The 23,506-nt window shown below is 62.1% G+C and carries 15 protein-coding genes, 4 tRNA genes and 1 pseudogene; 14 read left to right on the forward strand and 6 right to left on the reverse strand.

Going from position 1 to position 23,506, the window contains the following annotated elements; all coding sequences use genetic code 11:
• The first annotated feature begins 2 nt into the window (after positions 1-2).
• Complete coding sequence (locus tag QBK88_RS11615; RefSeq protein WP_277962143.1) at positions 3-1,220, forward strand: HlyD family secretion protein; 1,218 nt, start codon at positions 3-5, stop codon at positions 1,218-1,220.
• A gap of 66 nt (positions 1,221-1,286) precedes the next feature.
• Positions 1,287-2,813 carry a DHA2 family efflux MFS transporter permease subunit gene (locus tag QBK88_RS11620; RefSeq protein WP_277962144.1) on the forward strand — a complete coding sequence of 509 codons (1,527 nt, stop codon included), beginning with the start codon at positions 1,287-1,289 and terminating at the stop codon, positions 2,811-2,813.
• A gap of 94 nt (positions 2,814-2,907) precedes the next feature.
• Here QBK88_RS11620 and lpxH read toward each other — a convergent pair whose 3' ends face one another.
• Together lpxH and QBK88_RS11630 are read right to left on the reverse strand one after the other, a co-directional pair.
• Positions 2,908-3,627, reverse strand: coding sequence for a UDP-2,3-diacylglucosamine diphosphatase (gene lpxH / locus QBK88_RS11625; RefSeq protein WP_277962145.1), 720 nt, complete (start codon positions 3,625-3,627; stop codon positions 2,908-2,910).
• Positions 3,624-4,127, reverse strand: coding sequence for a peptidylprolyl isomerase (locus tag QBK88_RS11630; RefSeq protein WP_277962146.1), 504 nt, complete (start codon positions 4,125-4,127; stop codon positions 3,624-3,626). Before QBK88_RS11630 ends, lpxH begins: the two co-directional genes overlap by 4 nt.
• 214 nt (positions 4,128-4,341) lie before the next feature.
• Between QBK88_RS11630 and QBK88_RS11635 the strand changes: the two genes are divergently transcribed.
• Entirely contained in the window at positions 4,342-6,048 is a 1,707-nt protein-coding gene (locus QBK88_RS11635) for a glutamine--tRNA ligase/YqeY domain fusion protein (RefSeq protein WP_277962147.1), read from the forward strand.
• A gap of 9 nt (positions 6,049-6,057) precedes the next feature.
• The gene (gene cysS, locus QBK88_RS11640) at positions 6,058-7,440 is read left to right on the forward strand and encodes a cysteine--tRNA ligase (protein WP_277962148.1); all 1,383 of its coding nucleotides are present in this window, start codon (positions 6,058-6,060) and stop codon (positions 7,438-7,440) included.
• 92 nt (positions 7,441-7,532) lie between these two features.
• Here the strand turns inward: cysS and QBK88_RS11645 are convergent, their stop codons facing one another.
• Complete coding sequence (locus QBK88_RS11645; RefSeq protein WP_277962149.1) at positions 7,533-13,436, reverse strand: NEL-type E3 ubiquitin ligase domain-containing protein; 5,904 nt, start codon at positions 13,434-13,436, stop codon at positions 7,533-7,535.
• Between the two features lie 90 nt (positions 13,437-13,526).
• The gene (locus QBK88_RS11650) at positions 13,527-13,748 is read right to left on the reverse strand and encodes a helix-turn-helix domain-containing protein (RefSeq protein WP_277962150.1); all 222 of its coding nucleotides are present in this window, start codon (positions 13,746-13,748) and stop codon (positions 13,527-13,529) included.
• Between QBK88_RS11650 and QBK88_RS11655 the strand changes: the two are divergent.
• A pseudogene (locus QBK88_RS11655) lies at positions 13,713-14,221 on the forward strand (hypothetical protein); the annotation flags it as partial. The gene QBK88_RS11650 and the pseudogene QBK88_RS11655 overlap by 36 nt on opposite strands.
• A gap of 71 nt (positions 14,222-14,292) precedes the next feature.
• On the opposite strand, the gene folD reads toward QBK88_RS11655, so the two are convergent.
• The gene (gene folD, locus QBK88_RS11660) at positions 14,293-15,147 is read right to left on the reverse strand and encodes a bifunctional methylenetetrahydrofolate dehydrogenase/methenyltetrahydrofolate cyclohydrolase FolD (RefSeq protein WP_268149826.1); all 855 of its coding nucleotides are present in this window, start codon (positions 15,145-15,147) and stop codon (positions 14,293-14,295) included.
• A gap of 279 nt (positions 15,148-15,426) precedes the next feature.
• Between folD and QBK88_RS11665 the strand changes: the two genes are divergently transcribed.
• From QBK88_RS11665 to QBK88_RS11680, 4 genes are all read left to right on the forward strand, one after another.
• Positions 15,427-15,503, forward strand: a tRNA-Arg gene (locus tag QBK88_RS11665).
• A gap of 32 nt (positions 15,504-15,535) precedes the next feature.
• Positions 15,536-15,611 (forward strand) — tRNA-His (locus QBK88_RS11670).
• Positions 15,612-15,666: 55 nt separating this feature from the next.
• Positions 15,667-15,751: transfer RNA gene (locus QBK88_RS11675), tRNA-Leu, on the forward strand.
• Positions 15,752-15,805: 54 nt separating this feature from the next.
• Positions 15,806-15,881: transfer RNA gene (locus tag QBK88_RS11680), tRNA-His, on the forward strand.
• A gap of 666 nt (positions 15,882-16,547) precedes the next feature.
• Here QBK88_RS11680 and QBK88_RS11685 read toward each other — a convergent pair.
• Entirely contained in the window at positions 16,548-16,679 is a 132-nt protein-coding gene (locus QBK88_RS11685) for a hypothetical protein (RefSeq protein WP_268149828.1), read from the reverse strand.
• A 342-nt stretch (positions 16,680-17,021) separates the two neighbouring features.
• Between QBK88_RS11685 and tig the strand changes: the two genes are divergently transcribed.
• From tig to QBK88_RS11710, 5 genes are all read left to right on the forward strand, one after another.
• Positions 17,022-18,332, forward strand: a complete 1,311-nt coding sequence (tig, locus tag QBK88_RS11690; protein WP_268149830.1) for a trigger factor — start codon at positions 17,022-17,024, stop codon at positions 18,330-18,332.
• A gap of 92 nt (positions 18,333-18,424) precedes the next feature.
• Positions 18,425-19,066 (forward strand): ATP-dependent Clp endopeptidase proteolytic subunit ClpP, encoded by a 642-nt coding sequence (clpP, locus tag QBK88_RS11695; RefSeq protein ID WP_158153968.1) that lies wholly within the window; start codon positions 18,425-18,427, stop codon positions 19,064-19,066.
• A gap of 107 nt (positions 19,067-19,173) precedes the next feature.
• Positions 19,174-20,457, forward strand: coding sequence for an ATP-dependent Clp protease ATP-binding subunit ClpX (gene clpX, locus QBK88_RS11700; RefSeq protein ID WP_268149833.1), 1,284 nt, complete (start codon positions 19,174-19,176; stop codon positions 20,455-20,457).
• Between the two features lie 151 nt (positions 20,458-20,608).
• Entirely contained in the window at positions 20,609-23,005 is a 2,397-nt protein-coding gene (lon, locus tag QBK88_RS11705; protein WP_268149835.1) for an endopeptidase La, read from the forward strand.
• Between the two features lie 148 nt (positions 23,006-23,153).
• On the forward strand, positions 23,154-23,426 hold the full coding sequence (locus QBK88_RS11710; protein ID WP_277962151.1) for an HU family DNA-binding protein: 273 nt from the start codon (positions 23,154-23,156) through the stop codon (positions 23,424-23,426).
• Positions 23,427-23,506 lie beyond the last annotated feature (80 nt).

The following is a 23,506-nucleotide window of genomic DNA, read 5'->3' on the forward strand; positions in this document are numbered from 1 at the left end:
TCATGGCTACTGCCTCCGCTACAAATGCACCGGACAAGGCTCCGCAATCGGACACCCCCAACGCCGGCAACCCGCGCAAGCGCAAAATACTGCTGTTCCTTCTGTTGCTGCTGGTGATCCTGGGTGGCCTCGGCGTATGGGGCTGGTACGAAATGTACGGCCGCTGGAATGAAAGCACCGATGACGCCTATGTGAACGGCAACGTGGTGGAAATCACTCCGCTGGTCACGGGTACCGTCACCAGCATCGGCGCCGATGACGGCGACCTGGTACACGCCGGGCAAGTGCTGCTGGAGTTCGACCCGGCCGACGCCAAGGTCAACCTGCAAAGTGCCCAGGCCAACCTGGCCAAGGCCGTGCGCCAGGTGCGCGGCCTGTACAGCAATGTCGACGGCGCCAAGGCGCAGTTGCTGTCGCGCCAGACCGACCTGAAGAAGGCCCAGGACAACTACGACCGTCGTCGTACCCTGGCTGCCGGTGGGGCGATTTCCCAGGAAGAGCTGTCCCACGCCCGTGACGACCTGAACGCGGCCCAGGCAGCGGTCGCCAACGCGCAGCAGGGCCTGAAGAGCAATACCGCGCTGGTGGATGACACCACTGTGGCCACCCACCCGGAAGTGATGGCTGCCGCGGCGCAATTGCGCCAGGCCTACCTGGCCAATGCCCGTACCACGCTGATCGCGCCGGTGACCGGCTACGTGGCCAAGCGTACCGTGCAACTGGGCCAGCGTATCCAGCCGGGTACCGCGACCATGGCGGTCATTCCCCTGGACCAGGTGTGGGTAGACGCCAACTTCAAGGAAACCCAGCTGAGCAAGATGCGCATCGGCCAACCGGTGGACATCACCGCCGACCTGTACGGCAGCGATGTCAAGTTCAGCGGCACCGTGGACAGCCTCGGCGCCGGCACCGGCAGCGCCTTTGCGTTGCTCCCTGCGCAGAACGCCACCGGTAACTGGATCAAGATCGTTCAGCGGGTACCCGTCCGTATCCATCTGAACCCGGATGAGCTGAGCAAGCACCCGCTGCGTATCGGCCTGTCCACCGTGGTCGACGTCAACCTGCACGACCAGAGCGGCCCGGTACTGGCCCAGCAGCCGCCGCAAAAAGCGTCGTTCAGCACTCAGGTCTACGACCGCCAACTGGGTGAAGCCGACGACATGATCAACCGCCTGATCCACGACAACAGCGTTGGCGCCGGCAACACTGCCCAACGTTGATTCGCCAATCCGCAGGCCCGGTGCGCACGCGCCGGGCCTGATCGACTTCTTTTCCGGGGATTTGCGATGAGCAACGCTTCCTTCAAGCCGCCCAGCCTGCTGCTCAGCACCATCGGCCTGTCGCTGGCGACTTTCATGCAGGTGCTCGACACCACCATTGCCAACGTGGCATTGCCGACCATTTCCGGCAACCTGGGCGTCAGCTCCGAGCAGGGCACCTGGGTCATCACCTCGTTTGCGGTGAGTAACGCCATCGCCTTGCCGCTGACCGGCTGGCTGAGCCGACGGTTCGGCGAGGTGAAGCTGTTCCTGTGGGCTACCATCCTGTTCGTGCTGGCGTCGTTCCTGTGCGGTATTTCCACCTCGATGCCCGAACTGGTCGGCTTCCGCGTGCTCCAGGGCGTGGTGGCAGGGCCCCTGTACCCCATGACCCAGACACTGCTGATCGCGGTCTACCCCCCGGCGAAAAGGGGGATGGCACTGGCACTGCTGGCCATGGTGACGGTGGTGGCGCCCATTGCCGGACCGATCCTGGGTGGCTGGATCACGGACAGTTACAGCTGGCCGTGGATCTTCTTCATCAACGTGCCCATCGGTATCTTCGCCTGCCTGGTGGTGCGCCAGCAGTTGGCGGCGCGGCCGGTGGTCACCAGTCGCCAGCCCATGGACTACGTGGGCCTGATTGCCTTGATCATCGGGGTCGGGGCCTTGCAGATCGTGCTCGACAAGGGCAACGACGCTGACTGGTTCGAGTCCAACTTCATTGTTATCGGCGCAGTGATATCGGCCATTGCCCTGGCGTTCTTCGTGATCTGGGAGCTGACCGACGAGCACCCGGTGGTGAACCTGAAGCTGTTCAAGTACCGCAACTTCCGTTTCGGCACCATTGTGCTGATATTGGGTTATTCCGGGTTCTTCGGCATCAACCTGATCCTGCCCCAGTGGTTGCAGACGCAGTTGGGCTACACCGCCACCTGGGCGGGCCTGGCGGTGGCGCCGCTGGGCATATTGCCGGTGCTGATGTCGCCGTTCGTGGGCAAATACGCCACCCGGTTCGACCTGCGGATTCTGGCGGGGCTGGCGTTCCTGGCCATCGGCACCAGTTGCTTCATGCGGGCGGGCTTTACCAATGAGGTGGACTTCAACCACGTGGCGCTGGTGCAGATGTTCATGGGTATCGGGGTGGCGCTGTTCTTCATGCCGACCTTGACCATCCTGCTCTCGGACCTGCCGCCCGCGCAGATCGCCGACGGTTCGGGCCTGGCGACCTTCCTGCGGACCCTGGGCGGCAGCTTCGCCGCCTCGCTGACCACCTGGATCTGGATTCGCCGGGCGGACCAGCACCATGCCTACCTGACGGAAAGCATCACGCCGTACGACCCGGCGACCCAGCATGCGATTCAGCAGATGGGCGGGGCGGGGCTCAAGACCTATCAGCAGTTGGATGGGATTGTCGAGGCGCAGGCCTACATGCTGTCCACCGTGGATTACTTCACGCTGCTGGGCTGGATGTTCATGGGGTTGATTCTGATCGTCTGGCTGGCCAAGCCGCCGTTCAGCGCCAAGGCCGGGCCGGAGGCCGCGGGCCACTGATCGGTGGTGCGGCGTTCCCCCGCTTCGCCCGGTCCCACAGGGTTCTTGCTGACCTGGTGAGACCGAGCGAAGCTCGGGAAAAAGGCGACGCGGTCTAGAAGGGGAACGCCGCCAGGGACATCCCTTGCTCATCCACCTGCAACGCCCACCCATCCTTGTCCCAATCCCCCAGTACAATCCGCCGCGCCGGCGCATCGCCTGCGTGGAGCTTGTGGATGGCGGGCCGGTGGGTGTGGCCGTGGATCAAGGTGGTGACCTTGTGCTCGGCCATCACCCGCGGCACTTCCTCGGGCGTGACGTCGACGATATCGTTGGCCTTCATGCGGGTTTGCGCGCGGCTCTCACTGCGCAGCTTGCGTGCCAGCCTGTGGCGGGTGCGCAAGGGCAGGTGGCGCAGGATGAACAGCGTCAGCGGGTTGCGCAGGATGCGGCGCATGCGCATGTAGCCTTCGTCGCGGGTGCACAGGCTGTCGCCGTGCATCAACAATACCGGCTCGCCGTAGAAGTCCACCACGCTGGGGTCGCGCAGCAGCGTCGCGCCCGCCAGCTTGCAGAAGTGCCGGCCAAGCAGGAAGTCGCGGTTACCGTGCATCAGAAAGATCTTCGTGCCACTGTCGCTCAGGGCGCGCAGGGCCTCGCCGATCGAAAGCTGGTAGGGGGTCATGCCATCGTCGCCGATCCAGGCTTCGAAAAAGTCCCCCAGAATATAAAGAGCGCTCGCCGAGCGCGCGCGCCCGGCGAGAAACTCCAGGAACGCCCGGGTGATGTCCGGACGTTCTTCCTGCAAGTGCAGATCAGAGATCAGCAGAATCACTCAATGATCTCGGCTTTCTCGATGACCACGTCTTCTACCGGTACGTCCTGGTGGCCCGACTTGGAGCCAGTGGCCACGCCCTTGATCTTGTCGACCACGTCGTTGCCTTCGACCACTTCACCGAACACGGCATAGCCCCAGCCCTGAACGGTCGGTGCGCTGTGGTTCAGGAAGGTGTTGTCGGCGACGTTGATGAAGAACTGCGCCGAAGCCGAATGCGGCTCCATGGTACGGGCCATGGCGACGGTGTACTTGGTGTTGGAAAGACCGTTGTTGGCTTCGTTCTGGATGCTTGGGCGCTTGTCTTTCTTTTCCTTCATACCTGGCTCGAAACCGCCGCCCTGGATCATGAAGTTGCTGATGACGCGGTGGAACACGGTGTTGGCGTAGTGGCCAGCGTTGACGTATTCGATGAAGTTGGCCACGGTTTTCGGAGCCTTGTCAGCGTTCAGCTGCAGCACGATGTCGCCGAAGTTGGTAATCAGTTTTACTTTGGACATTTCAGGATTCGCTCTTCTTTAGAGAATGTGGCGGGTCATTTATAACCCTGACGCGCAGTTTACAGGTCGCGATACGCATTTCGAGGCTGTTTTTTCGCAGACGGCCGGCGAAACCCGGCAGACTGGCCTGTCAGCGACTTGACAGCTTCGGCTATGATAAGCGCTTTGATTTAGTCGGCCTACCCATGGCCACAGGTACGTTTTCAAGGATCCTATGAGCAAGCCCACCGCCGATCACGCTCCCAATGCCGCAAACGCCAAAGGCGCGCCGGTAGTCCCGACCAATTTCCTGCGGCCGATCCTGCAGGCCGACCTGGACTCGGGCAAGCACGCCAGCATCGTCACCCGCTTCCCGCCGGAGCCCAACGGCTACCTGCACATCGGCCACGCCAAGTCGATCTGCGTGAACTTCGGCCTGGCCAAGGAGCTGGGCGGCGTGTGCCACCTGCGCTTCGACGACACCAACCCGGCCAAGGAAGACCAGGAGTACATCGACGCCATCGAGCGTGATGTCAAGTGGCTGGGTTTCGAATGGGCCGGCGAAGTGCGCTACGCCTCGCAGTATTTCGACCAGTTGCACGACTGGGCCGTGGACCTGATCAAGGCCGGCAAGGCCTATGTGTGCGACCTGACCCCGGAACAGGCCCGCGAATACCGTGGCAGCCTGACCGAGCCTGGCAAGAACAGCCCGTTCCGCGAGCGTTCGGTGGAAGAGAACCTGGACCTGTTCGCCCGCATGAAAGCTGGCGAGTTCCAGGACGGCGAGCGCGTGCTGCGCGCCAGGATCGACATGGCCTCGCCGAACATGAACCTGCGCGACCCGATCCTGTATCGCATCCGCCATGCCCACCACCACCAGACCGGTGACAAGTGGTGCATCTACCCCAACTACGACTTCACCCACGGCCAGTCCGACGCCATCGAAGGCATCACCCACTCCATCTGCACCCTGGAGTTCGAAGGCCATCGGCCGCTGTACGACTGGTTCCTGGACAACCTGCCGGTGCCCAGCCACCCGCGCCAGTACGAGTTCAGCCGCCTGAACCTGAGCTACACCGTGACCAGCAAGCGCAAGCTCAAGCAACTGGTGGACGAGCAGCACGTGCAGGGCTGGGACGACCCGCGCATGTCCACCCTGTCGGGCTTCCGCCGTCGTGGCTACACCGCCGCGTCCATTCGCAACTTCTGCGAAATGATCGGTACCAACCGCTCCGACGGCGTGGTGGACATGAACATGCTGGAATTCAGCATCCGTGACGACCTGGACCGCAACGCCCCGCGTGCCATGTGCGTGCTGCGCCCGCTGAAGGTGACGATCACCAACTACCCCGAAGGCCAGGAAGAAACCCTGGAGCTGCCACGCCACCCGAAGGAAGACATGGGTGTTCGCGTGCTGCCGTTCGCCCGTGAGATCTACATCGACCGCGACGACTTCATGGAAGAGCCGCCCAAGGGCTACAAGCGCCTGGAGCCAGCCGGTGAAGTGCGCCTGCGCGGCAGCTACGTGATCCGTGCCGACGAAGCCATCAAGGATGCCGACGGCAACATCGTCGAGCTGCTGTGCAGCTACGACCCCGACACCCTGGGCAAGAACCCCGAGGGCCGCAAGGTCAAGGGCGTGATCCACTGGGTGCCGGCCGCCGCCAGCGTCGAGTGCGAGGTGCGTCTGTATGACCGCCTGTTCCGCTCCCCGAGCCCGGAAAAGGCCGAGGAAGGCGCCAGCTTCCTGGACAACATCAACCCTGATTCGCTGCAAGTGCTGACCGGTTGTCGTGCCGAGCCTTCGTTGGGCAACGCACAGCCGGAAGACCGCTTCCAGTTCGAGCGCGAAGGCTACTTCTGCGCCGACCTGAAAGACACCCAGCCTGGTCGTCCGGTATTCAACCGTACCGTCACCCTGCGCGACTCGTGGGGCAGCTAAGGAATCATCGTGCTAACGATCTACAACACGCTCACCAAGAGCAAGGAAGTCTTCAAGCCGCTGGACGGCAACAAGGTGCGGATGTACGTGTGCGGCATGACCGTGTACGACTTCTGCCACATTGGCCATGGCCGCAGCATGATCGCCTTCGACCTGGTGACCCGCTGGCTGCGCCATAGCGGCTACGACCTGACCTATGTGCGCAACATCACCGACATCGACGACAAGATCATCAACCGCGCGCGGGACAACGGCGAAAGCTTCGACGCCCTGACCGCGCGCATGATCGACGCGATGCACGAGGATGAAGCGCGCCTGAACATCCTCAAGCCGGACCTGGAACCGCGTGCCACCGACCACATCGCCGGCATGCATGCGATGATCCAGACCCTGATCGACAAGGGTTTCGCCTACGCCCCGGGCAACGGCGACGTGTACTACCGCGTCGGCAAGTTCGTGGGCTACGGCAAGCTGTCACGCAAGAAGATCGAAGACCTGCGCATCGGTGCCCGCATCGAAGTGGACGAAGCCAAGCAGGACCCGCTCGACTTCGTGCTGTGGAAGGGCGTCAAGCCCGGCGAGCCGAGCTGGGAATCGCCATGGGGCCCGGGCCGGCCGGGCTGGCACATCGAGTGCTCGGTGATGTCGACCTGCTGCCTGGGCGACACCTTCGACATCCACGGCGGTGGCAACGACCTGGAGTTCCCGCACCACGAGAACGAGATCGCCCAGAGCGAGGCCGCCACCGGCCAGCAATACGCCAATGCCTGGATGCACTGCGGCATGATCCGCATCAATGGTGAGAAGATGTCCAAGTCCCTGGGCAACTACTTCACCATTCGCGACGTGCTGGCCAAGTATCACCCGGAGGTGGTGCGCTACCTGCTGGTGTCCAGCCACTACCGCAGTTCCATCAACTACTCCGAGGACAGCCTGCGCGAGTCCAAGGGTGCGCTGGAACGCTTCTACCACGCGCTCAAGGGCTTGCCGGCCGTGGCCGCCGCCGGTGGCGAGGATTACGTTCAGCGTTTCACCGACGCCATGAACGACGACTTCGCCACCCCGGAAGCCTGTGCAGTGCTGTTCGACCTGGTGCGCGAAATCAACCGCCTGCGTGACAGCGATGTCGATGCGGCGGCTGGCTTGGCGGCGCGCCTGCGTGAGCTGGGCGGGTTGCTGGGGGTGCTGCAACTGGAAGCGGATGACTTCCTGCGCGCCGGTGCCGAAGGCAAGGTTGACGCGGCTGAAGTCGAAGCCCTGATTGCCGCGCGCCTGGCGGCGCGGGCGAACAAGGACTGGGCCGAGTCGGACCGCATCCGTGACCAGATCACCGCCATGGGCGTGGTGCTGGAGGACGGCAAGGGTGCCACCACCTGGCGCCTGGCGGACTGACCACCGCAGGTTGAAAAAAAAAGGGGTGGTGCCGTTGGCACCGCCCCTTTTTTTGCCCTGATGCACAGCCCCGTGGCGGCGGCCCCAGCCCATCAAGCGTAATGCCGGCCTTCCAGCGCCGTCAGTTCCATCAGCAACTGCCGTTCGCTGCTGTGCCATTGGGTTTCCAATTGCTTGAACTGGTCGCCCAACTGCTCGATCGACTCCCCAGGCGAATCCTCGGTCAACTTCAGCACCCGCGCCTCGTACTCCACTTTGAGCGCCGCGAAACGCTCCGGGTAAGTGTCACGCAGGTAGGCCTGCCAGAAGTCGCGGTCCGCCGCATACTGCAGGAAGGCGTCACCCTGTTCCCCTCGTTGCACATGGCGCCGGGCATCATCCAGTTCACCGGGGCGCAGGTCCGCGGTGCCTTCGTACAGCATGCGCCCGGGTGGCAGGGGCAGGTTCAATTCCCGGGCCAGGCGCAGGCGGTACGCCAGGCGTACTTCGGCCTGGTCACGCGCCCCGGCCTGTTCGACGGCAAAACGGTCCAGTTCCTGGGAGCGGTACAACTGGCGTACCAGGCGGTCAAGCACTTGCCCTCGCTGGTCGGCTTCGATACCCGCCAGGGACTGGCGCGTGAACACCTGGATTTCCATCTGGTTGAACGCCAGCCTGATACCGTCCGGGCAGGTGGAGTGGTCCAGTAGCAGCTGCAGGGGTTCTTCGGCCATGCCGTTGAGCAGCAGGCGCAGTTCGGTGTCGGCCGCGGCGGCCTGCAGCACGGTCCAGACCCGCTGGTTCAGTTCGGCGCGGGTGGCCAGCCGGCGGAAATCGGCGGTCTGGCGCAGCCGGTCGATCATGTTGAGCAAGTGCCCGGCGTCTGCGCCGGTGGCTATCTGTTCCCAGGTCTGGCGCCGGCCGGCCTCAGCTTCGACATCGCCGGCCAGCCACGGCTCGACGGTGGCCACCTGGGCGCTGGCTTCCACGTCCAAGCCAGGGCTGTGCGGCGTGTGCGCGCTCCCCTCGGAATCGGAGCTGTGTGCATCGCTTTGTGACAGCTCCAGAATGTCCTCGGGCAAATCCATGTCGAAGCCGTACGGCCGGTAGTAGGACTCCGAAATGTGTGCCCTGCGCATGGTCTCGTGGGTCAGGGGGTTGTTGCGCAGCTCAATGACCGTATGGCCTGTGTCGCGGCGATGGTTGGCCAGTATGTGCTCCGGCAGTTCGGTCAAGCCGTTGTTTTCCAGCCCGAGGCGCTCTAGGTGGTCGGGAATCAGGTCGCCCAGCCACTCAGGCCACTGGCGGAGACCGGTATTGTCCAGGCTCAACCACGCCATGTTGCGGGCGGCAAGGCCGCGGGCATGGGTGATGGTGCCCAGGGTGTTGCCATTCAGTACCAGCGACTCAAGCGAAGGCAGCCCAGCGAAGAAGTCGAGGGCTGCCTGGTCTATGGTCAAGCCTTGGTTCACCAGGCTCACCGCCCGCAGGTCGGTCATGTTCTGCAGTGCGGTCGGCAGCTCGGTCATGGCGCTGATGTGGTCGGTGAAGATCAGGTTGCGCAGGCGCGGGAAGCGTTGCAGCAGGCTATTGATCTGAGCGGCCGTGGCGTCGGTGCGGGTGACCGTCAGGTGGTGGATGTTCTCGTAGAAACGGTCGGGCAGGGTGCCGGGGAAGTCGGCAAGGGCGCCGCCTTCCAGCGCGAGGAATGGCCGCGCGCCTTCGACACTGTAGGTCTGCCAATACTCGTTGATTGCCTCGGCGGTCCGTTGGCGCAACGCCCGGCGCGGCGCATCCACGGTGCTGGAGGACGACGAGGTCGCGAGCCAGTCGTCCACCGCCTGGCGCAGTGCGCGGCTTTCGCGTACCAGCCCTTGCAGCTCATCTTCGGGCAAGTCGGCGTCGAAGATGAAGCGGCTGTCTGAGCGCTCGCTCATGCGCAGGGTAATCATGGTTTCGCGGGGCAATGGGTTGTCGCGCACGATCAGGCGAGTCTGGCGCGGGCTACCCGCCGGGTTGGCGAGGATGTGGGCTGGCAGTTCACTGAGGTGGTTGCCGCGTACGGACAATTGTGTGGTGTGCTCCAGTACCTCGGTGTTGAACCAGTCGGGCCTGAAGACGCTCCATTGGTCCGCGGTATGGTCCATGCCCAGGTACTCCAGCTCCAGCCCGCTGATGTCCAGCGGGGCGTAGAACGGGTTGCCGCTCAAGTCCAGCCGGCGTAACCGCGGCAGGCGCCGTATCGTGGCCAGGGTCGACTCCTGCATGGCAATGCGCAGGTTCCTGAGGCTCAGTTCGGTGAGCTCGGGGTATTGCTCGGCAATCAGGCCGGGCCAGTCGCGGAACCAGGCGAAGGCCGGCGACGCCGCGCCTTCGATCGACAATGCGGTCACTGCCGGAAAGCGTTGCAGCAACCCCTGCGCGGCCGTGCGTTCGGCCTGGATCGCCAGGTCCAGCTGGTTGGGAATGAAGAGGTCGCTGATCCACGGTGACGCCAGGGTGTTCAAGCGCAGGTCTCGCACACTCAGGCGCTCCACGCGTTCCAGCAGAAACGAGGGCAGCCGGGGAGGGAAGTCGGCCAGGTAAACCGCGTCCAGCCGGAGTTCGTGGCTGCCCCGGCCGGTTTCCGGCAGGGCGCCGTGTCGCCAGCAGTGCCACAGCGCGTCGCCGATGCGTTGTCGGCTACCGGCGCGCGCCGGGTCCATCGACGGAATCGCGGCAGACTCCATCACCCATTCGTCCAGCGCCGCGCGCAGGTGCTGCTGTTCATCCAGCAGCCGGTTGAGGCGGGCGTCGATGGCTTCGCGGTTGAGCCCGGCCGCGTACAGCTCCTCCAGCAGGGTACGAGCGTGGGCATCGAGGGGCGACTCCAGCTCCAGAATGCGGATCTTGTCCAGCAAGCTGTCCTCGGTGATGATTCGCCCGGGGCGCGCCGGGCCGCGCAAGGCCATGCCTGGCCGGCCTTCCGCCAGTGCCATGGGCGACTTGGCCCCCGGTTTGTCGGCGGCCATGTTCAACAGCTCGCGGACTTTGTACCGGGGCAGCAACGGGGCATCGCGCACGGTTTGTTGCAGGGCCTGTTGCTGGTTGACGCCGGGAAAGCCCAGTTCGGCGCGTTGGGCATCCGGCAAGGCATGCAGCACGGCGCCATATATGTCATCCCGGCCATGCAGGTGGCGATTGTCGCTGTCGCGCGTTTCGTAGCGGTCGGTATCCTTTATCAGCACTTTGTCGACGCGGGCCTGGTCCGTGCCCACCTGGTCCAGGAGCGGGCCGTGGAAGGCGCCGTCGCGCACACGAATGCGTACCTCCTTCGACCAGCCCGGCAGTGCCTCGATACTGTGCAGCTTGACCACCTCGGTATCCGGGTTGGGGCCAGTCTCCAGGTAAAGGCCTTCATAGGCGCGGTTCAGGCGCAGCGTCTCCAGGAAAAAGCGGGCTTCGCCAGACACGCGTTCTGGTGGCGTCCCGTCGGCCAGCAGGCGCGTGCGTTCTCGCGGGGTGACCTGCGCGGCCAGCTCATCGGCTACCGCGCGGGGCAAGCCTTCGAACTGTTGCTGGAGCCGCGCGGCCACAGCATCGTCGCTGGTTTGCAGCGCCTGATAGCGCTGTTCGAACAGCCGGGTGCGATGGCGGCGGGCTTGCTCGGCCAGCCGTTGACGAAGTTCGCGAGTGCGCGCCGTCGTGCTCAGTTGGCCGGCACTGACGTTCTCCTGCAGCAGGGCCTTGACCTCGGCTTCATCGAGTTGCTCAAGCACCACGTCAAGGGCGATGGTGCCTTCGACGACCCTGACGGGCGGACGGCTACCGGGCGGGGTACCGAAGGTGCGCAAGGGGGTGCCCTGGGTGTCCACCCATTCCAGCAGGCGCCCGTCAGGCCAGCCCGGCGCTTCGCTCAGGAGCTGTAGTTGCAGTGCGTCATCGGTCACGGTGAAACCGGATTCCAGCTGGTGTATGAAAGTGTCCAACTGCTGGTCCAGGCGAAAGCGCTGCAAGGTGTCATCGAACAGCGGCGGAGGTCGTTCCCCTTCGGCGAGTGAGCGGCGCAGCACGGCTTCATGGGTATCGCTGGCACGCAGGATACGGCTGCCGGCCTCGTCGCTGATGCCGTCTGTCATAGGGCCCAGGCGGCGGAACAGTTCATGGCCTTCCCAGTCCTGGGGGCGGTCGAGTTCGTGCAGCCATGCGCCCTTGCCGTTGTGGCGCAGGAGTGGCTCGTAGGCGCCCGGTCGGTCGGGGTGTGCCAGCCGGTAAGGTCCTTGCCTGACGCTGTAGGTGCGTCCGTCCTTGGGTAGCCAGAGTTTGCCGGCATATTCATACAGCCCCAGTTCATTGGGCTTCAGCGCCGCAGGCAGCACGACGTCGTGATGGAAGGGCGCAAGATCCGGCTTCCACAACCGCCTGGTGCCGTCAGGCAGGGTCACGGGGCGCATGGCCTTCACCGGCTCGGGCACGCTCACCCCGGGCACGTCGGCGGCCAGCCCAGCGCCGCCCGCGGCCATCAGGGCGATCATCGCCAGGTTGTCCACCACGCCCATCAGGTAGCCGAAGGCGCTGTCCTGATCGCCCTTGACCAGTGCGTCGAAGCCTTCATAGGTGCTGTAGCACAACTGCGCGGCGGTCACCGCGAGCATGATCTCGCCCACGCCGGGTACCACGAAGGCCGCGACGTTCAGGGCGTCGAAAAACTTGTCTTCGAAATACTGCAGCCTGGCGTCGCGGGTTTTCTGGTCTTCGTCGGCGGTGGGTACCAGGTGAAAACGGGCATCGTCCTTGAGCGTGGCCACCTTGCGGTCGTGCAGCGCTTCCAGCCAATAGGTGTCGAAGGGCGTGGTGCTCAAGTGGATGGCGGCGTCCTTGTTCAGCTTGACCTCGTACCAACCTCGGGTGCTGTTCCACACTTTGGGGTAAAGGGTTTGCCGCAGCCGGGTAAACAGGCGGTTGCGCTCACGCGCCGGAACGAGGGTGGCGAAGAAGCGTTGGTAAGCCGGTTCGATCAGACGGTCGCGCAGGGCCTGCATGAAGGCCAGCCGGGAAGGGTAGCATTTGAGTGGGGCCACGGGGTCGTCGGGGATGTAGGCGATGATGCGCTCAAGGCCGTCTGAATAACGCCGTGTGTCGTGGATCAGCGTCACCCCTGTCAATGGCGTGTCGAACACGCTGAGGTGACTGAACGCGGTGTAGGGGGAACTGGCCGTCAGGCGCGTCAATTGCCGATGCATATCAGCGTCGATGTCGCCCTTGAGCAGGGCCACGTGGGCGTGCACGTGCAGCGTTGCGCGCTCCAGCAATTTGACCCGCGCGGCCACCTCGGCCCGGCCTGTACCGGCGGCGTCGCCGGGGCGCTGCAGCCACTGCAGCAGCAGCTCGATGTGGTCCTGGTACTGTCGGCCCAAGTCCATCTCGCGGCACAGGCTGGCGAATTCATGCGGCTCGATGCTCAGGCGTTTGCCTCGGATGGCCAGCACCTCCAGTGGGTAGTCTTCATACAGCCCGGCGCGGATGGCGTCGTCGTCCATGCCGCCGGCTGCCGCGTCCACGGCTTCAAAGTTTTGCATCGCGGCCTGCAAGAGCGTGCTGATCGCGGCTTTGCGGGCGTTCTGCAACTGCACCATCGGGTCTTTGGAAGCGCCAGCGAACGAGTTGTCGACCACGGCGTGGCGGGCGTGGAAGAGGTACGTGCCGGTGGTGTCGAGTTTCAGGCCGAAGCGTTTTTCCAGTTCGGCTTCCAGTCGGGGGCGGGCGAAGGCTTCGGGCGATGGCAGCAGGTCGAATATTTCGTTTACCTCGCGCAGGCTGATCCGATAATCGGTGTAGCTGACGGCGAGTTGTTCGACCACCTCGGGCATGTCCTTGCGACCCTTCACGTACCAGGCGGGGCTCGAAGCCCCCGCTGTCCGCATCCGGGCATGGGTGTCGCTACCGGCGTGGAGCAGCCAGGTGGGAACAGCATTTTTCACGATGTCGTAATGGACGGCAGTGGGGTTGGCCGTGGGGGCAGGTGCTGGCGCGGTCATGACAAAGTCCTTTTGTCCGTTGAGGGGCGCTCAGTTTAAGAGGGCGGTCGCAGGGAAACGGTATCAATGTCTATGTACATGCGCGCAGGCTCAGCGCTCTGTCTTGCAGGCGCGCAGGCGCTTGTACAGGGTGTTGCGACTGACCCCCAGCCGGCGCGCCAGCTGCGAAATATTGCCGTCGCTGTCACGCAGCAACTCTCCCAGGTCGTGCCGGGATGACGGCTCTATCAGGGCGGCAGGCAGTGCCTGCAGTTCCTCGAGAAACGCTTGCGGCAAGTCGCCGACATCAATGGCAAGCGAGTTTACGGTCACATGGATTACGGCAGAAAGACCCTTCCCTGGGCTGGCGTTTCACCGATGCCTGGTTCTCCATGGCCGGGGGCGGTGACAAGGGCTTGCCCAACGGTCTGCCGGTGGACGAGTGGGGGATCCGCGTGCAGGACTGCCACCCTGTGCAATGGACGCCTACCGGCACCAACGTGCCCGACTACCCGCGCCTGGCCCAGCTGTGGTGGAGCCATATCGCCGAGGTTGCCAGTGGCGAGAAAACCCCACAAGAGGCGCTGGATGGCCTGGCCAAGGACCAGGATGCGGTGATGAGCCGGCTTGAGCGCTCCAACGCGCAGAAAAAAGAATGCGCGCCGATCATGAACCCCGAGCGTGACGCACAGTACTGGTTCGATCAGCCGGGCGCGCCGAAACCGAAGCTGGCCAACGAGAAGCCTCAGGGTGAAACCGTGAGCTATGCCCAGTTGCTCAAGTCCTGGGAGGCGGCGCGCAAGTAACCGATGGCCCACATGAAAACGCCGCAGCCCCGGGTTCAGGGCTGCGGCGTTTTTTCGGGCCGGGGTGTCACTCAGGCATGCAGCGTTTCGCAGGCATACAGGGTGTTTTCCAGCAGGCAGGCGCGGGTCATGGGGCCGACGCCACCCGGTACCGGAGTAATCCAGCCGGCGCGGGGCAGGGCGGTGTCGTACACCACGTCGCCCACCAGCTTGCCATCGGCCTGGCGGTTGATGCCCACGTCGATCACGATGGCGCCTTCCTTGATCCACTCACCCTTGACCAGCCCGGGCTTGCCGGCGGCCACCACCACCAGGTCGGCGCGGCCGACGTGGCCGGCCAGGTCCTGGGTGAAACGGTGAGTCACCGTCACGGTGCAGCCGGCCAGCAGCAGTTCCATGGCCATCGGGCGGCCGACGATGTTGGAGGCGCCCACCACCACGGCGTTCATGCCGTAGAGGTCCTGGCCGGTGCTTTCCAGCAGGGTCATGATGCCCTTGGGGGTGCAGGGGCGCAGCAGCGGAATCCGTTGTGCCAGGCGGCCGACGTTATAGGGGTGGAAGCCGTCCACGTCCTTGTCCGGGCGGATGCGTTCGAGCAGCCTGGAGGCGTCCAGGTGCTCCGGCAGGGGCAGTTGCAGCAGGATGCCGTCGATGTTCGAATCATCGTTCAGACGGTCGATCAGGCTTTCCAGCTCGTGCTGGGTGGTCTGGGCAGGAAGGTCGAAGGCTTGGGACAGAAAGCCTACCTCTTCACAGTCTTTACGCTTGTGCGAGACATAAACCTGGGAGGCAGGATCGCTGCCGACCAGGATCACGGCGAGGCCGGGGGTGCGAAGGCCTTGCTGGCGGCGCTCGGTGACCCGTTGGGCGATCTGCTGGCGCAGGCTAGCGGCGATCGCCTTGCCGTCGATTAGTTGTGCAGTCATGACGCGTGATTAACCATCGAGAGGGAAGAAAAGGTGCGGGTATTCTCGCATGCTATAGAAGCAGGGCAAAGGCGCTTGGTCCGACGATTCCGCTAACCCCTTAAAAAAAATGAATTTTTTCAAGAAAACAGTTGACGACCCTCCAGGGCGTCTATAACATTCGTCGCACTTGTCGGGCAGAGCCTAGCACTGGTGAAAAAGGTCAGGCAGAGTTAGTGGTTTAACTCAGCAGGACTGAAGCTTAAAATTTGTAGTCGTGACCGAGTGCAAATTAAATAAGCGCCCGTAGCTCAGCTGGATAGAGCATCCGCCTTCTAAGCGGATGGTCGCAGGTTCGAGTCCTGCCGGGTGCGCCATTAGGCAGCTTTGGCACAAGTAGCGCAATATGGTGGGCGTAGCTCAGTTGGTAGAGCACAGGATTGTGACTCCTGTTGTCGTGGGTTCGATCCCCATCGTCCACCCCATATTTCGAAAGGCGCCTGATGAAAGTCTGGCGCCTTTGCTTTAAAAGCTTCAAAAGCGGACGTGGTGAAATTGGTAGACACACTGGATTTAGGTTCCAGCGGCGCAAGCTGTAAGAGTTCGAGTCTCTTCGTCCGCACCATTCAAGCTGTATCGCCCCGTTTGCTGTTGGGGCACTGGTAACACCCGCGTTATGGTGGGCGTAGCTCAGTTGGTAGAGCACAGGATTGTGACTCCTGTTGTCGTGGGTTCGATCCCCATCGTCCACCCCATATCTCATGAAAAAGGCGCCTGATGCGAATCAGGCGCCTTTTTTGTTTTCCGGGTTTGGGTTTGGGGTGTTTTCGAGACCGAGCGCCGCCCGGGCGGCGCTCGGTCTCTAAGGGCGCCAGAAATCCCAAGCCATGCACCCAGTCCCCCCATCACCCACAAAAAAGGTTCTTCACGTAATCCCGGGAAGGTTGTGGCACCACCACAGATCCGCAGTGAGCAAACAGAGCGGACCAGGTAATGCCCCAGGCATAACTGGCCCGAAACAGATGTGGGACCGGGCTTGCCCGGGAAGCGCCGCGCGGGCGGCGCTCGATTTCAAGGGCGCAAGAAACACCAAGACAGGTATTTGGTGGCCTTCATGCGGTTGCAGGCGGGCCGATAGAATGTCCGTCGGAGCTCCTTGCTGGGGATTGCAGCAGGGCTACGAGGCGCCAAGCGATGTTGTTGTGTTGCTGTTGAGATCGAGCGCCGCCCGCGCGGCGCTTCCCGGGCAAGCCCGGTCCCACATCTGTTTCGGGCCAGTTATGCCAGTGAGATCACTTGGTCCGCCCTGTTTGTTCACTACAGATTTTTGCAGGGAGAACCAACTTTTCCAGCAATCCGTGAAGAACCCACAAAAAAAGCCCGCCTCTCACAAGGCGGGCTTCTTCATTTCCATCATCGACTCAGCGATACCACCCGTGGTGATAACCCCCGCCACCATGCCCATGGTCAGGGAAGATAATGCACCCGGAGGTGCTCAGGATGGCCAGGGCGGCCACGGCAGCCACAGTCAGTTTGGTCAGTTTGTTGATCACGGTTGTCTCCTGGTGTCGGGGGTAATGCACCCGTACTGATGAATCAGACACCGAAAATTTGTAACTGTTTGTCTACGAACGTAAATATTTCGAAAAGATACGTCAGCCAATGTCAATCGGTTGAACCTTGCGCGTGTGCCGCCCGTCGCGGGCGAAAAGGCCCGTCGGCGACCCTGCAAGCCTCTGCCAAGCCCTTTGTGGCCGGGCTTTGGCGGTGGTTGTGCAACTCCTTTTTCCAAGCTGTCTTGCACAGGGTGACTTCTTGTGTTCGACCCTCTAGAATGCATGCCCTTGATTGGGGTCGGAAATGGCCGGCTAACGTCTGTGCAACGAGGAAAATCCATGCAAGTTTCTGTTGAAAACACTTCCGCTCTCGAGCGCCGCATGACCATCGGCGTGCCTGCCGAGCGCATCGAGACCGAAGTCAACAAGCGTCTGCAACAGACTGCCCGTCGCGCTAAGGTTCCAGGCTTCCGTCCTGGCAAAGTGCCGATGAGCGTGATTCGTCAGCGCTACGAAGATTCCGCACGTCAGGAAGCCCTGGGCGACCTGATCCAGGCGACTTTCTACGAAGCCGTGGTTGAGCAGAAGCTGAATCCAGCCGGTGCCCCGGCTGTCGAGCCTAAAGTGTTCGAAAAGGGCAAGGACCTGGAATACATCGCGACTTTCGAAGTATTCCCGGAGTTCGCCGTCGCAGGTTTCGAGTCCATCAACGTCGAGCGCCTGAGCGCCGAAGTGGCTGATGCCGACCTGGACAACATGCTGGAAGTGCTGCGCAAGCAGAACGTGCGTTTCGAAGCTGCCGACCGCGCCGCTGCGAACGAAGACCAGCTGAACATCGATTTCGTCGGCAAGGTCGACGGTGAAGTCTTCGCCGGTGGTTCGGCCCAGGGCACCCAGCTGGTGCTGGGTTCCGGCCGCATGATCCCGGGCTTCGAAGATGGCCTGGTTGGCGCCAAGGCCGGTGAAGAGCGCGTGCTGAACGTGACCTTCCCAGAGGACTACCAGAACCTGGACCTGGCCGGCAAGGCCGCCGAGTTCACCGTCAAGGTCAACAGCGTTTCCGCGCCGACCCTGCCTGAGCTGAACGAAGCGTTCTTCAATCAGTTCGGTATCAAGGAAACCGGTCTGGAAGGTTTCCGCGCCGAAGTTCGCAAGAACATGGAGCGCGAGCTGCGCCAGGCCATCAAGACCAAGGTGAAGAACCAGGTCATGGACGGTCTGCTGGCTGCCAACCCGATCGAAGTGCCAAAGGCTCTGCTGGAAAACGAAGTGAACCGCCTGCGCGTTCAAGCCGTTCAGCAGTTCGGTGGCAACATCAAGCCAGACCAACTGCCGGCCGAGCTGTTCGAAGAACAAGCCAAGCGCCGCGTTGTCCTGGGCCTGATCGTCGCCGAAGTGGTCAAGGCCAACGAGCTGAAGCCGGACGAAGCCCGCGTACGTGAGCTGATCCAGGAAATGGCCTCGGCCTACCAGGAGCCAGAGCAGGTCGTGGCGTGGTACTACAAGAACGACCAGCAACTGAACGAAGTGCGTTCGGTTGTGCTTGAAGAGCAAGTTGTGGATACTGTTCTGCAGAAAGCTAGTGTGACCGACAAAGCGGTCTCCTACGAAGAAGCGGTAAAGCCGGCTGAAGCTCCACAAGCCGACTGATCCCCTTCCAGCGTTGGAACACCACCATAAGCCAGCCTTCGCGCTGGCTTATGCGTATTCAAGACATGACTATTTGGGAGTGAGTGCGAGACATGTCCCGCAATTCTTATATTCAGCAGAGTTCTGACATCCAGGCCGCAGGCGGCCTGGTCCCGATGGTTGTCGAGCAATCGGCTCGTGGCGAACGCGCCTACGACATCTACTCGCGCCTTCTGAAGGAGCGGGTGATTTTCCTGATTGGCCCTGTGGAAGACTACATGGCCAACCTGGTATGCGCGCAGTTGCTGTTCCTTGAAGCGGAAAACCCGGACAAGGATATCCATCTCTACATCAACTCCCCAGGCGGTTCGGTGACAGCTGGCATGTCGATCTACGACACCATGCAGTTCATCAAGCCGGACGTGTCCACTACCTGCATCGGCCAAGCCTGCAGCATGGGTGCGTTCCTGCTTGCCGGTGGCGCCAAGGGCAAGCGTTTCTGCCTGCCGAACTCGCGGGTGATGATTCACCAGCCGTTGGGCGGTTTCCAGGGTCAGGCGTCGGATATCGACATTCATGCCCGTGAAATCCTGTCGATCCGTCAGCGCCTGAACGAACTGCTGGCCTTCCACACCGGCCAGACGCTGGAGCAGATCGAGCAGGACACCAACCGCGACAACTTCATGAGCGCCGAGCGTGCGGCCGAATACGGCCTGGTCGATTCGGTGATCAACAAGCGTCAGATGCCCGCGTAAGCAAGGCAAATGCCAGGTGGTTGGCACAACCGGCCACCTGTGGACTTGAAAAACCCCGCGATTGCCTTCATCTTGTGTGGCAAGCCTATCGGATTTGGATCGATCGAATGACTGACACCCGCAACGGCGAGGACAACGGCAAATTGCTCTATTGCTCCTTCTGTGGCAAAAGCCAGCATGAAGTGCGCAAATTGATTGCCGGCCCCTCGGTCTTTATCTGCGACGAGTGCGTCGACCTGTGCAACGACATCATCCGCGAGGAGGTGCAGGAAGCCCAGGCAGAAAGCAACGCGCATAAATTGCCTTCGCCTAGAGAAATCAGCGGCATCCTGGATCAGTACGTCATTGGTCAGGAGCGCGCGAAAAAGGTTCTGGCGGTAGCGGTGTACAACCACTACAAGCGCCTCAATCAACGTGACAAGAAGAACGACGACGTCGAGCTGGGCAAGAGCAACATCCTGCTCATCGGCCCGACCGGTTCGGGCAAGACGCTGCTGGCCGAGACACTGGCCCGCCTGCTCAACGTGCCGTTCACCATCGCTGACGCCACCACGCTTACCGAAGCGGGTTATGTCGGCGAGGACGTTGAAAACATTATTCAAAAGCTGTTGCAGAAGTGCGACTACGATGTCGAGAAGGCCCAGATGGGCATCGTCTACATCGACGAGATCGACAAGATCTCGCGCAAGTCCGACAACCCTTCCATCACTCGTGATGTCTCGGGCGAGGGCGTGCAGCAGGCATTGCTGAAGCTGATCGAGGGCACCGTTGCCTCGGTACCGCCGCAGGGCGGTCGCAAGCACCCTCAGCAGGAGTTCCTGCAGGTCGACACCCGTAACATCCTGTTCATCTGCGGTGGTGCGTTCTCGGGCCTCGAAAAGGTCATTCAGAACCGCTCCACGGCCGGCGGCATCGGTTTCAACGCCGAAGTGCGCAGCAAGCAGGAAGGCAAGAAAGTGGGCGAGTCCCTGCGTGAAGTCGAGCCTGACGACCTGGTCAAGTTCGGTCTGATCCCGGAATTCGTCGGCCGTCTGCCGGTGCTGGCAACCCTCGACGAGCTGGACGAAGCTGCGCTGATGCAGATTCTGACCGAGCCGAAGAACGCCCTCACCAAGCAATACGCCAAGCTGTTCGAAATGGAAGGCGTGGACCTGGAGTTTCGCACCGATGCGCTGAAGTCCGTGGCCCATCGCGCGCTGGAACGCAAGACCGGTGCCCGTGGCCTGCGTTCGATCCTCGAAGGTGTGCTGCTGGATACCATGTACGATATCCCTTCGCAGACTGACGTCAGTAAAGTGGTGATCGACGAAAGCGTTATCGAAGGCAAGTCCAAGCCACTGTTAATCTACGAAAACAGTGAGACACCGGCAAAGGCTGCGCCAGACGCATAAGTCGTACTGCGGCTAGAAACAGGAAGGGGCCTTCGGGCCCCTTTGCTTTTCCTGCGCCGCAGCGCTTGTTTTTTTTCGGGGCTGCCCCCACATTGACTACAAGCTCAATTCCATCTGTCTACGGCCCCAGGGCCGCTGTAGAGGCGAAATCATGAAGACAACCATCGAATTGCCTCTCCTGCCATTGCGTGATGTCGTTGTGTATCCGCACATGGTGATCCCGCTGTTCGTGGGGCGCGAGAAATCCATCGAAGCCCTCGAGGCCGCGATGACGGGCGAAAAGCAGATCCTGCTGCTGGCCCAGAAGAACCCAGCCGACGATGACCCAGGCGAAGACGCCCTGTACCGCGTCGGTACCGTCGCCACCGTGCTGCAACTGCTCAAGCTGCCCGATGGCACCGTCAAGGTGCTGGTCGAGGGCGAGCAGCGCGGCACCGTCGAGCGTTTCATGGAAGTCGACGGCCATTGCCGCGCTGAAGTGCAGCTGATCGACGAAGTCGACGCCCCGGACCGCGAGTCCGAAGTATTCGTGCGCAGCCTGCTGGCCCAATTTGAACAGTACGTTCAACTGGGCAAGAAAGTGCCTGCCGAAGTGCTGTCCTCCCTCAACAGCATCGATGAGCCCGGCCGCCTGGTGGACACCATGGCCGCGCACATGGCGCTGAAGATCGAGCAGAAGCAGGAAATCCTCGAAATCATCGACCTGTCAGCCCGGGTCGAACACGTATTGGCGCTGCTGGATGCCGAGATCGACCTGCTGCAGGTCGAGAAGCGCATCCGTGGCCGCGTGAAAAAGCAAATGGAGCGCAGTCAACGCGAGTACTACCTGAATGAGCAGATGAAGGCCATTCAGAAAGAACTCGGTGACAGCGACGAAGGCCACAACGAAGTCGAAGAGCTGAAAAAGCGCATCGAAGCCGCTGGCCTGCCCAAGGATGCGTACACCAAGGCCCAGGCCGAGCTGAACAAGCTCAAGCAGATGTCGCCGATGTCGGCCGAAGCCACCGTGGTGCGCTCCTACATCGACTGGCTGGTTCAGGTGCCGTGGAAGGCTCAGAGCAAGGTGCGGCTGGACCTGGCTCGTGCCGAGGATATCCTCGACGCCGACCACTACGGTCTGGAAGAGGTCAAGGAACGCATCCTCGAATACCTCGCCGTGCAAAAGCGCGTGAAGAAGATTCGTGGGCCGGTACTGTGCCTGGTAGGCCCGCCTGGCGTGGGTAAAACCTCGCTGGCCGAATCCATTGCCCACGCCACGAACCGCAAGTTCGTGCGCATGGCCCTGGGTGGCGTGCGTGATGAAGCAGAGATTCGTGGCCACCGCCGTACCTACATCGGCTCCATGCCGGGTCGCCTGATTCAGAAGATGACCAAGGTCGGCGTGCGCAACCCGCTGTTCCTGCTGGATGAAATCGACAAGATGGGTAGCGACATGCGCGGTGACCCCGCCTCGGCGCTGCTGGAAGTGCTCGACCCCGAGCAGAACCACAACTTCAACGACCACTACCTGGAAGTCGACTACGACCTCTCGGACGTGATGTTCCTCTGCACCTCCAACTCCATGAATATCCCGCCAGCCTTGCTGGACCGCATGGAAGTGATCCGCCTGCCGGGTTACACCGAGGACGAGAAGATCAACATCGCCACCAAGTACCTCACGCCCAAGCAGATCGCTGCCAACGGCCTGAAGAAAGGTGAGCTGGAAGTGGGCGTGGACGCCATCCGCGACATCATCCGCTACTACACCCGCGAAGCCGGTGTGCGGGGCCTGGAGCGCCAGATCGCCAAGGTCTGCCGCAAGGTGGTGAAGGAGCATGCCCGCGAGAAGCACTTCTCGGTGAAGGTGACCTCCGATTCGCTCGAGCACCTGTTGGGCGTGCGCAAGTTCCGCTACGGCCTGGCCGAGCAGCAGGACCAGATCGGCCAGGTGACCGGCCTCGCGTGGACCCAGGTGGGCGGCGAACTGCTGACCATCGAGGCCGCCGTGGTTCCTGGCAAGGGCCAGTTGATCAAGACCGGTTCGCTGGGCGACGTCATGGTCGAGTCCATCACCGCGGCCCTGACCGTGGTGCGCAGCCGTGCCAAGAGCCTGGGCATTCCCCTGGACTTCCACGAGAAGCGCGACACCCACATCCACATGCCCGAAGGTGCCACGCCCAAGGACGGCCCGAGTGCCGGCGTTGGCATGTGCACCGCCCTGGTATCGGCCTTGACGCAGATTCCGGTGCGAGCCGACGTGGCCATGACGGGCGAGATCACCCTGCGGGGGCAGGTGCTGGCCATTGGCGGTCTGAAGGAGAAATTGCTGGCTGCGCACCGTGGTGGAATCAAGACGGTGATCATCCCGGAAGAGAACGTGCGTGATTTGAAGGAAATTCCTGACAACATCAAGCAGGATCTTCAGATTAAACCGGTTAAATGGATTGACGAAGTGCTGCAGATTGCGCTGCAATACGCCCCGGAGCCCTTGCCCGATGTGGCTCCGGAGATAGTCGCCAAGGACGAGAAGCGCGATTCGGATTCCAAGGAAAGAATCAGCACGCACTAGCACGTATTTTCAGCCGGGGGGCTTCCTTGACAGTTTTTTCAAGCCCTTGTTATAAAGCGGCACTTCATGTGTCGGTCGCCTCCCGGCGCAGTTTCAGCTTTCACCACATACTTAGAAACAAACTCATATAGATATAAGGGGACTTAGAGTGAACAAGTCGGAACTGATTGATGCTATCGCCGCATCTGCTGATATCCCGAAAGCTGTAGCCGGCCGCGCGCTGGACGCAGTAATCGACTCCGTCACTGGCGCTCTGAAGGCTGGCGACTCCGTGGTACTGGTTGGTTTTGGTACTTTCTCTGTGACCGATCGCCCAGCTCGCGTTGGCCGTAACCCACAGACTGGCAAGGCCCTGGAAATCGCTGCTGCCAAGAAGCCTGGCTTCAAGGCCGGCAAAGCATTGAAAGAATCGGTAAACTAAGTTCTTTCACGCCTTTGCCCGACCGGGGCGGGAAAAACTTCCGACCTGGAAGCGGAGCAGCCATGAGCTGGCCTCAAGCC

Source organism: Pseudomonas sp. RIT-To-2, assembly GCF_029623465.1.
GTDB lineage: Bacteria > Pseudomonadota > Gammaproteobacteria > Pseudomonadales > Pseudomonadaceae > Aquipseudomonas > Aquipseudomonas silvicola.